8 protein-coding genes and 3 pseudogenes are annotated in these 17,156 nt (G+C 58.0%); 8 read left to right on the top strand and 3 right to left on the bottom strand.

Annotation, left to right across the window (positions count from 1 at the left end):
• Positions 1 to 749 precede the first annotated feature (749 nt).
• From ABIC09_RS15870 to ABIC09_RS15850, 5 genes and pseudogenes are all read left to right on the top strand, one after another.
• Positions 750 to 989: a hypothetical protein gene (locus tag ABIC09_RS15870; protein WP_354109846.1), complete on the top strand. Its 240-nt coding sequence runs from the start codon at positions 750 to 752 to the stop codon at positions 987 to 989.
• Between the two features lie 291 nt (positions 990 to 1,280).
• Positions 1,281 to 1,499: pseudogene (locus ABIC09_RS15865) on the top strand (recombinase family protein); the annotation flags it as partial.
• Entirely contained in the window at positions 1,475 to 3,049 is a 1,575-nt protein-coding gene (locus ABIC09_RS15860) for a recombinase family protein (RefSeq protein WP_354109845.1), read from the top strand. The pseudogene ABIC09_RS15865 and the gene ABIC09_RS15860, both read left to right, overlap by 25 nt.
• A gap of 812 nt (positions 3,050 to 3,861) precedes the next feature.
• On the top strand, positions 3,862 to 4,281 hold the full coding sequence (ybgC, locus tag ABIC09_RS15855; protein ID WP_354109851.1) for a tol-pal system-associated acyl-CoA thioesterase: 420 nt from the start codon (positions 3,862 to 3,864) through the stop codon (positions 4,279 to 4,281).
• A gap of 253 nt (positions 4,282 to 4,534) precedes the next feature.
• Positions 4,535 to 4,744 (top strand): annotated as a pseudogene (locus tag ABIC09_RS15850) (CopG family transcriptional regulator); the annotation flags it as partial.
• 393 nt (positions 4,745 to 5,137) lie between these two features.
• On the opposite strand, the gene ABIC09_RS15845 reads toward ABIC09_RS15850, so the two are convergent.
• Positions 5,138 to 5,437 carry a hypothetical protein gene (locus tag ABIC09_RS15845; protein ID WP_354109844.1) on the bottom strand — a complete coding sequence of 100 codons (300 nt, stop codon included), beginning with the start codon at positions 5,435 to 5,437 and terminating at the stop codon, positions 5,138 to 5,140.
• Positions 5,438 to 5,711: 274 nt separating this feature from the next.
• Between ABIC09_RS15845 and ABIC09_RS15840 the strand changes: the two genes are divergently transcribed.
• Complete coding sequence (locus tag ABIC09_RS15840; RefSeq protein ID WP_354109843.1) at positions 5,712 to 5,975, top strand: hypothetical protein; 264 nt, start codon at positions 5,712 to 5,714, stop codon at positions 5,973 to 5,975.
• A gap of 195 nt (positions 5,976 to 6,170) precedes the next feature.
• On the opposite strand, the gene speD is transcribed toward ABIC09_RS15840, so the two are convergent.
• Positions 6,171 to 6,563: an adenosylmethionine decarboxylase gene (gene speD / locus ABIC09_RS15835; protein WP_354109842.1), complete on the bottom strand. Its 393-nt coding sequence runs from the start codon at positions 6,561 to 6,563 to the stop codon at positions 6,171 to 6,173.
• 50 nt (positions 6,564 to 6,613) lie between these two features.
• A pseudogene (locus ABIC09_RS15830) lies at positions 6,614 to 7,093 on the bottom strand (transposase); the annotation flags it as partial.
• A gap of 1,827 nt (positions 7,094 to 8,920) precedes the next feature.
• On the opposite strand from ABIC09_RS15830, the gene ABIC09_RS15825 reads away from it, so the two are divergent.
• Positions 8,921 to 15,400 carry a non-ribosomal peptide synthetase gene (locus ABIC09_RS15825; RefSeq protein ID WP_354109841.1) on the top strand — a complete coding sequence of 2,160 codons (6,480 nt, stop codon included), beginning with the start codon at positions 8,921 to 8,923 and terminating at the stop codon, positions 15,398 to 15,400.
• Positions 15,393 to 16,820, top strand: a complete 1,428-nt coding sequence (locus ABIC09_RS15820) for an MATE family efflux transporter (RefSeq protein ID WP_354109840.1) — start codon at positions 15,393 to 15,395, stop codon at positions 16,818 to 16,820. The genes ABIC09_RS15825 and ABIC09_RS15820 overlap by 8 nt, the downstream gene beginning before the upstream one ends.
• Positions 16,821 to 17,156 lie beyond the last annotated feature (336 nt).

The raw sequence follows: 17,156 nt of genomic DNA, 5'->3' as shown, positions 1-17,156 counted from the left end.
ATTTGCGCCGAAAGAAATGCGTGAACCGAACGCTGCGTCAGGTTGTTGCGTTGCAGATCATCTCCAACTGCCTCGCAAGGCTCCTGCGGGTGCGAGCGTAGATTGCGTGGGCGTGAGCGGGCTGCTGATCTCAGCGGAATAAGCGCACGGCAGCCCGAGCGCAAGAGCTTTAGATTGTTCGCAATCGCTCGAACATAGCTACTTCAAGGTCCATGGAATACTAATTTCGCCACCTCGCGTGCCTCTATCGCTGCGGTGACGCGGAGCGCGAAAGCTTTAGCGTCGGCAAGATTTGATCTTCCCCCGAAAAAGTGGACGGGTTTAGGCGGCTTTTAGCTCCATTTCGATCGGGGCGATATATCCGATGGCGGAATGGAGCCTGGTTCGGTTGTACAACGAGTTTGAGAACGCCCACAGGACCGTTCTTCGCGAAGTTCTTTATCGACATCGTCCTTGGTTTGGTTGCCGAGTTTGCGTTCATGGGGCTGTCGACAAGGCTGGCGATGTCGCCTTCCGCTGCACGCTGGATGGATCGCAAGCAGATCGTTGGCTGAAGGTTCCAGCATGGATGTTCGGCCGAACGGCATGCCCTGCGGCGGAGCTTTTGGCAGCTCGGCCATTTGTCAGCACAACCGCACTTGCAGCGCTTTCTGCGCTTCTCGATCTGGTGTTGATGGGTCGAACGCCATCAGCTGCCCTGCTTTCTAGCGCATCCAGAGCCTCTCACGACCAGAATCGGGGAGAGACTCATGTCACGGCAGACGGCAATGCCAGGGAGCGGATACCGACACAATCGACAACCGCGGCCGCAGCAGCAGCTGGATCTGTTCGGGAGCGGCCTGCCGAACGGCGCCATCGGCGCGCCAGCATGGCCGGAGTTGCCGGCGGAAGCCCGGGCGGCCCTCACAAGCCTGATGACGCAGTTGATCCTCGACCATGCTGCGATGACAGCGACGCCGCCCGCGAAGGGGGTCGATCATGATCTCTGACAAGGTCAGGCCTCATCATCTGGAGCGTAAGGCGATTCTTTACGTGCGCCAATCCTCAGCACATCAGGTGTTGCACAATCGCGAGGGCAGCGCATTGCAATACGCCATGCGGGACCGGCTGACGGCACTCGGGTGGTCAGAGATCGAAGTGATCGATGATGATCTCGGTCGTTCAGCCGCCGGCGGCGTGCAACGCGCCGGTTTCGAGCGAATGGTAGCGAGGTTTGCCTCGGTAAGGTTGGTGCGGTTTGCGCCCGCGAGGTCTCGCGCTTCGCCCGCAACAGCCGGGATTGGCAGCAACTCATCGAGATGTGCCGCGTGGTCGATACCGTTCTGGTCGATCAGGAGACCATCTATGCGCCGAGGCACGGCAACGACCGCCTGCTGCTCGGGCTCAAGGGCAGCCTCAACGAGTACGAACTGGAGTTGTTGCGCCAACGCTCGCTCTCAGTCCGCTACGAGAAGGGCGCCGGGGCGAGTTGGTTGTGGCGGCGCCCGTCGGCTTCGTGAAGGCCGGCGACCGTTATGAGAAAGATCCGGATCGGCGTGTCCAGGAAGCGATCAAGCTGGTGTTCGACAAGGTCGAGGAACTGGGCAGCGCGCGACAGGCGCTCTGCTGGCTCCACGAGTACAATCTCGATCTACCAGTGAAGCAGTCCAACGGCGACACAGCCTGGCGGCGACCGAGTTACTCCGCCATCCACCGGATCATTGAGAACCCGGTCTACGGCGGCGCCTATGCCTATGGTAAGACGGCTGTGGCGGCGGGATACAGCGCCGGGGGCCTGAGCGTGAAGATCCGCCGCAAGACCCGGAACGAATGGCTGGCGCTGAAGCCCAATACCCACGACGGGTATGTGAGCTGGGAGAGGTTCGAGGCGATCCGCACCATGGTCAGCAGCAACGTTCCCACCGGTCGGCATCACGGCGCACCCAAGCATGGTGACGCGCTGCTGGCCGGTCTGATCCGGTGCAAGCGCTGCGGCCGCAAGCTCACACTCCGGTACTCCGGCATGAGGCACCATATCCCACGCTACAGCTGCAGCCGCGCCTGGATGGACAATGGCGGTCCTTACTGCATCGCCTTCGGCGGATTGCGTGTCGATGATGCAATCGAGGAAGCACTGCTTGGCGTCGTCGGTCCGGGCGCTATCGCCGCTGCAACCGCTGCCGCCGAAGGAGCCAGGGAACGGCGGGATCAGGTGCGCGATGCGCTCAGTCGCGATCTGGAAGCGGCGCGCTATGCCGCCGACCGGGCTTTCCGGCAATACGATGCCGCTGACCCCGCGAACCGGTTGGTGGCGAGTGAGCTGGAAGCGCGCTGGAACAGGGCACTCGCTCACGCGGCGGAGGTCGAGGGCAAGATCGCCATGCATGATGCGGCGGCGCCCGCACCCATTGCTGATTCAGCTTCGCTCGGCGTACTGGCCTCGAACCTCAAAACGGTCTGGGATGCGCCGACGACGGATGCTCGCCTCAAGAAGCGCATTGTACGCACCCTCGTCCATGAGGTCGTGGCCGATATAGACGACGCGGCGTCCGAGATCGTTCTCATCGTCCACTGGGTGGGTGGCGCTCACAGCGAGTTGCGCTTGCCCAAGCGCCGGCCCAAGCGCCGGCGCGGACAGCGCAACAGCACTTCCGCCGATATTATCCAAGCCGTGCGTCAACTGGTGCTGATCGCCAGCGACAATCTGATTGCCGGCCTCCTCAACCGAAACGGCCTCAAGACGGGCAACCGCAATCGCTGGACCCGCGAGCGCGTCACATCAATGCGATCGAGCTACCACCTCCCGGTGTTCAAGCCGGCCGATGACGGGATCGAACCCTGGCTCAACGTTGGCAACGCCGCAAAACGCCTAAAGATCGCGCCCAAGACGCTCCGGCTGGCCGCTGAAGCCGGCGAGATCGAAGCCTTCCATCCGCTATCGGATGGCGCGTGGATCTTCGCCCGCGCCTCGCTGATAACAACTGCCGCTCAATCTATCGCCGAACGAGCGCGACAGGGGCATTGTCGTAGCAATCGGCCTTGCGACTCATGGATGCGGTGTCAGCGGTAAGCGGAGCAGTTTCTGGTGCTGGTGGCGCAGTCAGCGACCACAGTCCGTGTGATCGTCGATTGTTTCGCATCCGCCAGCGTCAATGGGCTGCGGCTTGGTCTTGCTTCGTGCAGTCGGAGGCTCCGGCCCACCGCGCGTGGGTGCTTCGGGCCCCCTCAAGAGCGATCAAAAACTTAGAAGCTCGCCCCCATCCTCGCGGTGCTGACGAACTGTCCTTTGGCCTGCGATTTGCTTGCCCGTGTGGCGCTGTCACGTCAGTTTTGCAGACTAGAGAGGTCCGCCAGAGCTTACCGTATTCGCGATGCTGCTGGACCTTGGGTCGATCCAGAAGCTAGTTGTAAGGGGATTGTGCCGTGGAACGCGCCTCCTGTGCGAGACAATGGTCCAAAAAGGGCAGTATCCGCCCGGCTCGGCGGCAATGTAGTCCTCCCACATCTAACGGATTGTGGGTGCCCACACCTTCCATAAGCCTCCAGCCAGGCAACGATGTTTCGCCTGTATTTTGGTTTCCTGCACTCATCTATGTGAACGGAAACGGCCACATGTCCCCAGCGGACTTCGCCTTGGGAACGCCAGGGCCACGCCCTCCAATCCCAGTGGCAAACGGGTTACCACAAAGCAGTCGGGGCTGTGCCGGGCCAGCTTATTGGTGATTGATGCCTCAGTGTCTATGTTGCCTCTCACCGTTGCATAGCGCGTGACCGTGGTACGGTTGGCTCTGCAAGGCCACGCCATTGTGGGCCTACGAATGCGACTCTGGAGGGGACGATTTGACCGATCTTGACGGCGAAATCCGGGACGGCGGGCACCACATGCAAGTCCGCGTTTATTTTGAGGACACAGATTTCAGCCAGATCGTATATCACGCGAACTATCTACGCTTCATGGAGCGCGGCCGAACGAACTACCTTCGGCTTTTGGGGACAGATCATCGCAGGTTGTTCGAGGCTAGCGGCGAGGAGCTGAGAGGCTTCGCCTTCGTGGTGCGTTCTATGAAACTGGACTTCTTCAAACCTGCCTATATGGATGACGTGATTGATGTGATCACGGCTCCTGAGGAAGTGAAGGGGGCTTCGATCGCGCTGCACCAACAGTGCAGGCGTGGAGCCGACTTGCTAGTCGAGGCGCGTGTGCGTGTGGCCTTCGTCTCGGCTGGCAAAGCTCAACGCATCCCTAAGAGCCTGAGGGATGCCATGGAAGCGAGCGTTAAGGGCGCTTCTCAGGCGGGCTGATATTTGGCTGTGGAAAGACGCCCCAAGGATCGGCGCAGCCAGCTGAAGAACGGCTTTCGCGTCCGTCGCCTGTGCAATAAGGCGCGCAATTCCGTCCAGCGTTTGCCGAACATTGATTTGGCGTGACAGCCGCTGATAGCGGGCGATCTTGGCGTCGTAGGGATGCATTGCTCACACATGGCTTGCGCGCAGAGTCCTGTTCCCGCAACCACCGACGCTTGCGATAGCAAGCCATCCAGAGCCCCCGGCTTCCGATATTGGGATCTCGGTCGAGGCCTTGGCCTTGTTCGTTCGCCTTGGTTGACGACGACACCACCACTCCCTGAGCCGGCGGCAAAGGCGGCGAGAGCGCACCCGGCTGTGCGCTACGACAATTTCGTCGCGGCACTTGGGGCGGCTCAGCCAATGGCCGAAGCTGCGACAGGAGATCCCGGACAAGGAGGCCGAGCCGACGAGAGGGTAGGGCTTAAGAGTCCTATAATCGCTCACCGCGTGGATGAAAATCCAGCGGGGGCGGAGATTTAAGACCGCGCATCGCAAGCAGTTCCTGACAAGAACCGACAGCGCACAGCCGATCTCTTCAACGCACGGGGATGCATCGTTCTCAACATCGGCTGGAGAGAATGCGAGGACAGGAGTCCCAGAGACGATCATTGTCCGGACTCAAACTCGGGTGTGAAGATCCTTGGGCCGCGTCCGATTGGGGCATGGCACTCAACGTCAGCCACCGGTAATCACCCTTCTTGAAGACCTTCAGTACAAAGGCTGGTGTGAAATCTCGGATCCTCTGTTTGACCCCCATAACCCGATCAGGGCTGCCTTGCGCACCCCAGGCACACTCATAGCGGATTTCGTTCTACCCGTCGGTTCCTTCCAACGCGAGAAATGCAGCAAGCCTTGCAAGGAGCGGATCATCGGCTTGCTCGGTTGCGAGGAAAAGGTCGTCACCAAATCGCTCAAGAACCCGTCGCGTGACCCGAATATTCGCAATCACAGTGTCGGTATCGTCGTGGCCTGCGGCAATTGCTTCCGAAATAGCCTCAATCATGATCCCTTCGCTCCGGTCCGCGACGGCTTCATAAAAGTCGAGCGGCGGGATCGGAATTCCGTGGCTCGACAACTTGCTAGCTGTCGCGAACACGATCTCGCGGAGCAATCCTAGCCGCCATCCGTGGTGTGGGTTGAGGGGCCGCTTATTGTCGCGCGTGCCGAACGATCAGATTCTGGATTCCTGATTTGACCTGATATTCCTACATCTGGTTGGCCTAAACTGTCGACGGAAAATTTGGTTCGGACCTGCTCGATGGACTGCCACATCGCAGGACGGACACTAGCGGACATTCAACGGCGCAGGTAGGTATGTCGCCCCTGGCCGAGTATGTGGATATCGCGCGTTTCCTTTGTCCAAACAGGCCAGGCCTGGAAGCAAGATGGCCACTCGCCGGGAGACCATGCATGGAGGAAACTCGAAACAGGCCTGTAAACCAGCACTACGTGCCATAGTGCTACCTGCGCCAGCTCGCCATGAGCATGGGAAGGCTCACCACGTATCCGTCTTCGATCGCAAGAAGGCCTGGAGCTACAAGAACAACACCCAGGATGTGGCATGCCTGAACTACTTCAATCGCATCCAGCTCGACGGTATGGATCCGGACGCGCTCGAGGCGGCATTGCGCGAGAGTCCAGTGAGTTGATCCTCGACGTTTCCTGCCTAACTCGGCTTGATGTTGTTATCGTTGGACATGGCATATCGCTCCTTCGGTGAAGAAGTGGAGGCCTCAAGCACCCCCCGATATGCCGCCTTCCCGATTCCCCGCCCTGGCCAATTTTCAGCGATAGCTCGCGGGCGGAAACATGACCGGCTATTCCCAGGAGATCGATCATCTGCTTCAATGCGTTGGCTTGGTCGACGCACCTCTCCGGAAGCTGCGAACGTCAGACCGTTCGGGCTGAAAGGCCTGAACTAGAATTGGCACGGCGCTCGCAGGATCGCAGTCGCCACATACGAAAACATCAGCGGCCGCGTAGGACCTCTCAGGCCAAGTATGCAAGGTAATGTGCGATTCAGCCAACAAGGCTATTGCGGAGACGCCGTGACCCGGACAAAACTTATGAACATGAAGGTGGAGTAATGTCGCACTCGTCGCACGGATGGCTTTTCGAATTGCGTCTTCCGCAATGGCCGGGTCGTCGAGGTTCTTCGCTCCCCATAGTTCGATGAGTATATGCGTCGCACCGGTGGACAGAGCCGGTGGGGCGTGCTTCTCGTCATCAATAGTCATTAAGAAATCTCCATTGAATTATCGGCCCAATAAGCTGAGCTATTCGGGATCTAGGTGACGAGGTGATCAGGCGCTTGGTTCGTCGGCACTTGGATGATCTCAATGACGCGTTGAATCCGAATTGCGACGACCTTGGGCAACGGATTTGTGCCTTTGAGCCGCCGCCAGGTCCTTGATGCGGCGAGCACCAGCTTGAATACCATCAGCCTGGCGGTGGTGGCGACAAGGAGGCCTTCGGCCGTACGGTCCTGTATCGCCCGGAGGCGAACACGCGCTCGATGGGTTTGGTGGTGCGCAAGTGATCCCAGTGTTCGGCAAGAAAATCGTAGAAGGCCGGCAGCGCTTCGCGATCCTTGACCAGGCATTCGACCGCCGGCCGTACTTGGCGCAATCAGCGAAGACGTCGGTCGCCGCTTCGGTGGACGCTCGGTTCGCGCCCAATAGACCTCGCGCAAATCCTTCCTCATGGTGGCCTGCACCGAGAGTGAGACCTTGTCCAGGACGTTCACGGTCTTGTGCACCCAGCCGCGCCATCGCCGACATTGGCCAAACTCGTTGTTGTTGATGACGGCGCCTCAATTGTTTTGCCAAGCCACACCTCCCTTAAGGGCGTGTGGCGCTGCGCGCCAAAGGCGTAATCGAGGCGACCGGCTCCGGTGACAAAGACGATTGGACTCGCCTTGCGCTCAGTATTATGCCGGAGGCGGCGAGGCGGGTATTTGTGCCGTCGGAGATAGCACTGCTGGCTGCGAGTTTGAGGCCAAACACCCAGCTATCCTTCTGCCAGTCGTAGCCGATCTGGTCGCCTGCCAGAAACACAGGAGTACCGACGCCGCCATAGACTGACGGACCGCAGGGATTACCGAAGGAGTTTCGGCCGCAACCACGGCCGGCGTGCCCGCCAATATATCCTCCGGACCAGCTCCACAGAGCCGATGCCAGTTGTACTGCTGGCTCAAGGTCCGCCGAATTGGCTGTACCGTTTGCGACCAGCGTGATCGTTGTCGCTCCCAAAAAAAGAACTCCAGATCGCATCAAACACTCCGCGGTGCTTTCCCGATCCGCTACCGATCGAGCTGGCACCGGTGATGGCACCGCGAATGAAGCAAGCAGTGTGCCGCTTGGAAGTGAGCGGTCTCCAGTTGCTTGGTACCGGGTGCATGCGTCAACTTGCGGACAATGGTCTTAAAGCTGACAATCCTGCTGTAGCGTCCGACAGCATGCTGCGCAGCAGAAGCCGCCTTTCCCGCTGCGGCAGTAGAAGGAGACTTTTGTTGGCCTGCACAGATTTTCGATCTATCGAGCCACAGGCGGAACGGTGAAAGCCAATGAATATTCCCGGCGAGCAGAGCCGGCCTGGACGCTGGACCCGTCTACCCACGCACGGATTGCACCGGCTACGCCGAGGTTATCGAAATCCGGCTCGTGGGAAAAATCGTCACGAGGGATCATCACGCAACGCGACACGCGCAGGAAAGGCTCATCATCAGCATCTTTCAGCTTAACACGAATACGAGGGCAGTAATAACAGGTCGGCTCCGGCTTCGCCGTAGTGGTAAGCGGCTTCGTCGCAACATTATTCGTGTCGGTTCTGCTGTAGGCGCCGAGACGGAAACTTCTGTGACGCGTGAAGAGAAGTGCCGAGCATGCATGTCATGGAGGCTAAGCGAAGGTGCCATCCGCAATTCAATTCCGGTTCGGAAAAGCCAGAACGCCCTTTGGTGGACTGGACGTTGCCTGCGCGTCCACAGCAAACGTTTCAGAGCGCACTTTCGTGTGCACCAAGGCCGACCACTGCGAACGTCAGCAGACCAAGGACCGCGGGGCGGATGCTTCTGCACGCCCACGGCTCGCTACGCTAGCCCATAGCTATTTCGTTATAGCCACGAGCGTCAAAATGTTTGAGCGCTTAACGACTGTCCTTCAACCGTTATGCAAACAACGTCGGCCTCGTGGAAAACGGTAACACACCTCTGTGTTGGTTCTTGCACAATCGATGTCATCGCTTGGCCGCCGCAGGCGACCTGCAGTCCGGCCAACGCCAAGCCCGCTTCCATGAGGAGAGCACAAATGCAAGAAACCACAAGCCCGAACGAGTCTCTGAGCGCGTTGGTCGCGGGTGCCATGCAGACTATCACGTGTCTGCTACAAGATCCGGTAGATGCCAACGCCAGCTTGAGGCCCTAGCGTCCGGCCGTGTTCCCCTGCCGATCATCGAGGAAATCGAAGTGAACGCAAAGGACAAGAAGTTAAGAACGGGCAAAACGGCACAATATGACTGGCAGAACCAGAGCGGCTACGCAATGCGCACCTCAATCAGGATCCTCGGTGTTCTGATTTGAGGGCCGCAGAAGGCGATGAATGGCGAAACGCGTATGCCTACGGAAAATCGATCAGGCAAAAATCAGCTTCTGGAACGTCAGCCGGTCGACGTGATCACGGCGATCGATCGCCTTGCAAGATCGGATCCGGAGAGGGTTGCGCTGAGGTACGGCGCAGACGAATTTACGTACAAGGCGCTGCGAGTAAGATCGGAATCCCTCGCGAGGACGTTGCGAGAGCGGTGCGCTCGCGGCACAGTGATTGGCTATTGGGGTGAGCGGGACCTCGACTGGGCGACGGCAGTAGTCGCAATTTTGAAGGCTGGATCAACGTACCTGCCGCTCGATCCATCGTTACCGGCTCCGCGTACATCATTCATGATCGAGCAGAGTCGCTGTGCTCTGATTATGGGGCCAAGCCAGCTGGATTCGGTCAGCCCAATCCGGGCGAGCAGCAAAGGCGCCACGCAATTCATGACGATAGAGGCGGCGCTGCGCGAGGGGCAGACTTCGTCTGTTGTGCCATCATGGAGCGAGGATGGACTTGCTTACATTCTGTTTACCTCTGGTTCAACGGGCCGTCCTAAGGGGGCAATGATCGAGCGTGCAGCCCTAAACAATCATCTGGCGGCAAAGATTGATGCCCTAACCCTCACTCGGACGGATTGCATTGCGCAGACGGCATCGCACTGTTTTGACATCTCATTGTGGCAGCTTCTGGCGGGCCTTTGCGTCGGAGGCTGTACAGCGCTCATTGATGATGCGACACTGAAATCGCCGATATCGCTTCTCAAAGCGATTCAGGGACACGGCGTGACGGTAGTTCAACTCGTTCCCTCGATGCTTGCAGTATTTGTTGAATATTTGCAGCCGCTTGCGGCGGCTGATCGAGCTCTGGACGATTTGCGGATTATTTCGACGGTCGGAGAACCTTTGACACCCGCACTGGCGCGCGCGTGGCTTGCCTTATATCCGCGCGTCCCAATTCTCAACCACTACGGGCCGACCGAGTGCGCGGACGGCGTCACGCATCATCTGGTTTCCGCGCCGCCTGCGCTGGCTGACGCTTATGTGCCGATCGGCAAGCCGATTTCTAATCTTGAGGTTTATATCGCCGACGGGCCGCGGCTGTGCAAGGCGGGAGAGGTCGGCGAAATCTGCGTTAGCGGCGTTGGCGTCGCTGCTGGTTACGTCAATGACGACGTCCGCACTAAGGATGCCTTTGGGCCAAACCCGTTCTCAAACGTTCCGTCCTTGCAGCGCCTATACAGGACAGGCGATCTCGGGCGCTTTCGTTCCGATGGTCTTTTGGAATGTCTCGGTCGACGGGACCGTCAGGTCAAAATCCGCGGGCACAGAATTGAGCTAGGAGAAATCGAGGCTCGCCTCTCCGCTCATCATTCGGTGCGTGGCGCCGTGGCGGTCGCCTGCGCAGGCGTAAAGCTTATGGCGAGAGACATAACTAGAGCCGAGGGGGAAAGCGGGGCGAGACGACTTATCTCGTATGTGTCCGCTTCAGCCGAGGTAACGGAAGGCGAGCTTCAGGACTTCCTTGCTGAAGCGCTGCCCATCTACATGCTCCCAGAAAGAATCATCCACGTCGACGGTATTCCACTGACCAGTAATGGAAAGGTCGATTTTGGAGCATTGCCCGACCCGACCAGTCTTCGCCCTCCATTGCCGACGCCATTCGAGGAACCGCAAACCGACCTCGAAGCCCAGCTGCGCCAGATTTGGTCCGGTGTTCTCCGCATTGAGAACATTGGTGTGAATGACCAGTTCATAAGCCTCGGCGGAGACTCGCTCCGGGCAATGCTCATATTGGGCCGTTTGCAGGCCCAGCTCGGAGTGAGAACGGATTTCAGGCTGCTCCTGAATGGAACGATCCGATCTCTTGCGGCTTCGATCTCGGCGCGAGCCGAATCTAGACAGTGCACAGCACCCGCTTGCGGAAAGCTGCTTACACGATCGCCTCTGACGCGAGTTCAAGAGCACCTGTGGTTTCTTTCGCAGCTCGATCCGTCTGCCAGGAACTACATCATTCAGGGCGGCCTGCGAATACGGGGCATCATCGATCTGGCCGCGTTCAATCGCGCCTGGACCGATGTCGTTCATTCCCATCAGGCACTTTCGGCACGCATTATCGGCGAGGACGGTCCGGTTCAGCTTTTTGATGCTCCGGACTGCGCAAGTCTCGAATTGACTGATGCATCTCAACTCACGTCGCAGAAGGCCGAGAAGCTGATCGCAGAGCTAAGGCGAACAGAGCTGAACGGCAGCTTTGATCTCAGCCAAGGTCATCTGTTTCGCGCGCGCATGATCAGTTTTGGCCCTGACAACCATCTCATACTGATCACCGCTCACGAAATCATCATCGATGCCTGGTCGATCTCTGTTCTGCTCAGGGACCTTCGACAAAGGTACGTAGATGCCGCGGCGTTTCTGCCAGAGAACCGAGTGTCACTCTCGACCTACGCGGTCTGGGAAACACAACACGCTACTCCGGAGGCGCTTGCGAACCAGTGTAGCTATTGGCGTCGTCAGATTGGTGATGATCCGCCGGTGCTTTCGCTTGGAATGGGACGAGCGCGGCCGCAGACAAATTCGTATCGCGGCGCATCGCATGCGGTGCTACTTGGCAGCGAGCTATCCCATCAGATAAGGGAGTTTGCGCGCCGACATAGGTGCACCACGTCGACAGCGCTCCTCGCATGTTTCAAGCTTCTGCTGCGGATGTACAGCGGTCAGGATGATATCATCGTTGGCATACCGCACGTCGTACGGGATCAACCTGGCAGTGCCGAAATTGTTGGTTTCTTCCTGAACATGCTGCCAATCCGCTCCGCGATCGATGTGGGCCAGTCCTTTGCGGTTCATGCCTTGCGCATCCAGGCACTGGTCAGCGATGCCATCGCAAATTCGGCATATCCGTTCGGCTGGATGGTAAGGGATACCAGGCTACATCGCGACGCGGGGCGATCACCGATCTTCCAAGTTATGTTCAACATGTACTCCGAGGCCGCGGAGCCACTTGGCGAACATGAGTTGGATCTGACATTCCGCGAATACGAGACCGGCTACGCAAAATTCGATCTGACATTGTACGCACAAGATCAGGGCGAGGAAATTGCCCTCCAGCTAGCGTACGCGGAAGACCTATTTTCCAGCGATCTGATTATCCGCATGGCCGACAATCTGCGCCGCCTGATTGCAGCCTGCATTGAGAAGCCGCTTACGCCCATTCAAGATCTGAGCTGCCTCAGCGAGTCAGACGTCGCTATGCTGGACGCGCTAGAGGGCTCGGCGCAGTCATATGAGACCGAATGTCCGCTTGTCCAAGCGTTCGAGCAAATCAGCGTCTCTAATCGCAGCCAGGTGGCATATTATGGCGATTTCGGTGAGATCACATTCGGCCAGTTGCGTGAGCGCGTAACAGCTATCAGGTCGTTACTGCGGACTTCTGACGTGGAGGCTGGCGACATGGTCGCCATGCTGGTCGACCGGTCGCCTGACGTTGCCGCTGTTATTCTTGCCGCACGAGCTTTGCAGTCCATTGTTGTCCCTATATCGCCGGATTATCCGCGTGATCGGATCGAACATATCCTGCGAGATAGTCAAGCAAAGCTTTTGGTTCACGCAAATAGCTCTGAGCCTGCTTCTGAAGTGCCGTCGACATGTTTATTGACGCTAGAAGCGTGCGGCGCGCCCGCGCGCGATTGTGAGTGCAGCGAAAAACCACCAGATCAGGAAATTGCGAGTCTTATATACACGTCGTCCTCGACCGGGAAGGCGAAGGGAGTTCTTATACCGGAATCGGCAATTCTCAATCGACTGAACTGGATGTGGCGACGCTTTCCCTTCGATAGTACCGACGTGATGGTTGTCCAGAAGTCCGCATCCATTGTTGCGTCCGCTTGGGAGTACTTTGGGGGCCTTCTGAGAGGCGTGCCCGCGCTGATCCTGACCCAAGAGCAGTTGCTGGATCCAGATCTGTTGTTGTGCACGCTGGCCAGACATCGCGTGACACACTTGTTTGCCTCGCCGCCACTCCTGTCCGGCCTCATTGCTTCCCAAGAACGGCACCCGCGACCGATCGCGTTGCGCTTGGTCACAAGCAGCGCCGAACCGATGCCTTCCTCGCTCCCTGTTCGCTGGCGTGAGTGTTTCCCGGACGTGCCGTTGTGGAACTTCTATGGTGCTACGGAATGTGCATCCAATGCGGCAGTCTACGAAACATCGGATGCCTGCGACGGCTCGTCGCACGTCCCCGTTGGACGCCCAATCGATAACGTCAAACTCTACGTGCTCGATGCCCAGTTGAAGAGAGTCCCCGTCGGAGCCGCCGGCGAACTCTGCATCGCGGGACGCTGCGTGAGCGCTGGGTACTGGCGGGATCAAGATCGGACCAACCGCTGTTTCGTGCCGAATCCGTATGGCGGCGGGCAATACAGCGTTCTTTATCGAAGTGGCGATATCGCGCGCATCTCAACAAGCGGCCTTCTTGAGATTTGCGGCCGATCGGACAACCAGATCAAAGTACGCGGCTTTCGCATCGAGCTGGAGGAGGTCGAATCGGCCCTTGAGTGTCATGCGGCAATCGCAAAGGCCGTGGTCGTCGCAGAAGACATCGATGACCAGTGTCGCTTGACGGCAAGCATGGTTCCGGCTCGCGATGGTCTAAGCTCTGCAGATATTGTCACCCACTTGCGCCACACATTGCCGTCCTACATGATTCCCGCCTCCTTCCGTTTGGTCGACAGTATTCCCCTTACGGCGAGCGGAAAGATAGATCGTGCTCGCCTGTCGTCCGTTCCTTACCGCGAGGTCCGGCCTGTGCCATCTGCTGAGCTCTGCACGAGTAAGGAGCGTATTCTTGCTGCGATCTGGCAGGATCTATTAGGCGCCAAGTGGGTCGGACTCGATCAAAGCTTCTTTGATATCGGCGGCGACTCTCTTCTGAGCGTGCGCTGCGTCACGCTGGCGCGCAAAGCTGGGCTGAATCTCACTGTCGACCAACTCTATCGAACACCGACCATCAGGGAATTGGCGGCAGAAGAAGCGGCAGTTGCACTCGATACCTTCCTCTCCGGGGATGACTCATTGCCAGTTACCCCCGCGATCTCATCTTGGAACCGTCTTGTCGGCTTCGATGAGCATTTCAACATCGGCGATCTGTTCTTCTTGCCCGGCGCCATCCTGAATATTCGAAGTCTGGAGCGCTCCCTTGCGCATGTCATGGATAGGCACGAAGGCCTCAGACTCCGTATTGCGCGAACCGACGATGGTCTACGTCTGACAATCGGGCCTTCCGTGACCGAACGCCTGGTGGAGGAGATCGATCTTGTCGGAATGGCCGACCCACAGCAACGTAAGGCAATCGAGAGCATCTCAGCAAGACGTCAACACATGTTTCGGTTTGACGGCCAGACGCCTCTTGTTAACGCCACGGTGTTCCGCACATCGGAAAGCGGCGACTACTATCTGCTGGTCCTGATGCACCATTTTGTAGCGGACGGGATAGGCTATCGACTGTTCCTGGAAGCATTGGATGCGGCGTACGCCCCGGCCTCAGGCCACGCCGTGAGTGATCCCGAGAACATACAAATGCTCTCTGCATGGTTGAAGCGCCTTGAGCACTACGCGAACAGCGCAGCGCCAGCCGAACTCAGCTACTGGGAGAGGATTGACTACCATCAGTTCAATTTGCACGTCAGCGCCACCTCATTGGGCGGCGCGAGCTTTTCGAAAGTGACCGCGAGAGAGCTTCATTATGCACGCCTTGAAGATCGCATGGATGAAGCGAATTGCCGCTCCCTTTGGGAAGATCAGGGCAAGTACCATGTTGAGATTGACGAAGAAGCGACAGCTGATCTCCTCAATATTTCAGCCAGATTGGCGCACTGTCAGGACTTTGATGTGTTTCTTGCCGCCATTTCTGGCGCCTTTGGGCGCGTTTTCGGCAATTATTCGCTCTGGATCGATAGCCTTACCTCAACCCGAGGTCGGCTGTTCGACGATCTCGATCCATCTCAGATCATCGGTCATATCAGTGATCTCGTTCCGCTTCCCTTGAGTCTCACAGGAACGGAGCCCCGTCACGATCGTGCTCGTTCAATATACCGCCAGCGCAATGCCCTGCCGCGCAGCGGAATAGGCTTTCGGGCCATGAAATTCCTAAGCCGAGATCCAGCCGTGCGGAGCCGGATCGATCGCCTGCCTTTGCCCAGAATTGGAGTGAATTATCGAGCGGGTTTGCAGCGCCATTTTCCACGCCGTTTCCTAGGCAAGGAACCTTCTCCACTTTGGATCGGCGAAGACATGGATGAAGGGGCCGTGATTCACCTCTTCTGGTTCGATGTCGGATATCAAGCCGGCCATCTACAGATCGAAACGAGGTATGATCCAACCCAAGTCGGTTATGAGGTGACCCGCAATCTTTGCATGGTGTTGCAACAGGAGCTGTTGCAGACGATCAGCGAATTCCGAAGAGCTGGGGGCACCTTAATCCATGAATGAGCCGGATGCAATTTCGCCAATCGAGAGCGATCGCAATGTGATGCCAAAGAAAAAGCAGCACATCGATCTATCGGATCCCAATCTCTTGAGCCTTATCCTGCGGCTCGCCATTCCGTCTGTTGTTGGCTTGTCGATCGTCGCGTTACAGCAGGCCGTTAACGCGATCTTTGTTGGCGCACTTGGCGCGCAGGCGCTCGCGGCTGTCAGCATGACCTTGCCGATCGTGCTCCTGCTCGCGGCGGTCGGAGAGGGGATCGGTGTTGGGACAGCGTCGTTCATATCTCGTCATCTGGGCGCTAGTGAGTACCTGGAGGCGAGTCGAGGCGCAAGTACTGCACTCGCGCTCGCCGCTCCGATCGGTCTCGTCGTTACGGCCGCTCTGCTTCCAAGCCTACGAGGGATCTTCGCAACGCTCGGGGCAACTCCAACCATCATGCCCATGGCGCTCGACTACGCGGTGATGCTTTTGTTCGGGTACACCGTGATGCTTCTCAACATCGTCAGCGGTTTCATCGTCAGATCCGAAGGCAACACACGATTCAACATGTGGACGATGATTACCGCATTCGTCCTGAATGCCGTGCTTGATCCGATCTTCATATTTTCGCTGGACTTCGGTGTGCGAGGCGCCGCACTCGCGACGCTGGTATCTCAGATCGCTGCTATTTGCCTCTATATCGCGTATTTTACGAAGCTTGGCGGGACGGTTCTCGTCAGGATATCTCACGTCTCGTTGGGAGCAAGTCGCATCAGACAGCTCGCGTTGGTAGGGGCACCGGCAACCATGACCAGTATTTTATCTGCGATTGCCGTTATGCTCTTGTACGGAGCTGCCGCGCCGTTCGGAGACGAGTCCATCGCGGCCGTGGGAATAGCCGCGCGACTCTTGACGATCGGCGCACTGCCTATCACCGGCTTCTGTATGGGCGCTCAAGCTGTCCTGGGTTTTGGTTGGGGCGCGCGCGACTTTGCTCGTATACTGAAGACTGCGAAGTTCATGCTCTTGATGACTGTCGCTCTTTCCGTTACGTATTCTGCGGCCGTTGTGATTTTTGCCCGGCCTTTGGTCAGGCTGTTCAGCGATAGCGATAAGGTCACAGAAATCGCCGTGTCGACCTGCATCGTCTTTCATCTGTTTTTTGGACTGTTTGGTGTTGAGAGTTTTGTGGCGACGATGCTTCAGTCGGTCGGGAGAGCACGCCTCAGTGCGGTTGTGTCCTTTGCAAGGCAAGGCTATCTCTTCATACCGGCCGTACTGTTATTCCCGGTCATATCGGGTTTCAACGGACTGTTGGCCAGTCAAGCAATCGCTGAGCTGGGCGCCGGAATGATCGCGCTGTTTGTCATGTTCCACCAATTCGCTGAGCTTAGACGAGCGCTCCGGCATCCTATTTCAAGAGCGATCGAGATCGCGGGGTGACCTGACAAGAGACATCATCGGAGCTCAGAGCAAAAGGGCCTACATAGCCGAGGAGGTGTTGCGCTCCAAATAAAGTGTTATTCGGCTTGCAATATAGGCTCTGTGTCATATGTGGAACGGCCGGGATCGCTTCCTCACCGGTCACATGCCTAATTGGCGCTGAGAACCGGATTCGCAGCAAGTCGAGGCTCTCCTGCATTGCCACTTGAGCATTGAGGATAGGGCTGTACCGGGCAGCGGGCTGCTGAGATCATTCCATGAGCTGATGCGAGGTCAGCGATACGAGCCGAGAGATGGCGGCGAGTGATCTGGAAAACTGACACCGGATGCAGGGGT

Origin of the sequence: Bradyrhizobium sp. S3.12.5 (genome assembly GCF_040548225.1) — a bacterium.
Lineage (GTDB): Bacteria > Pseudomonadota > Alphaproteobacteria > Rhizobiales > Xanthobacteraceae > Bradyrhizobium > Bradyrhizobium cytisi.
Note: the sequence above shows the minus strand (reverse complement) of the source record. Positions and strands in the feature narration are given on the sequence as shown.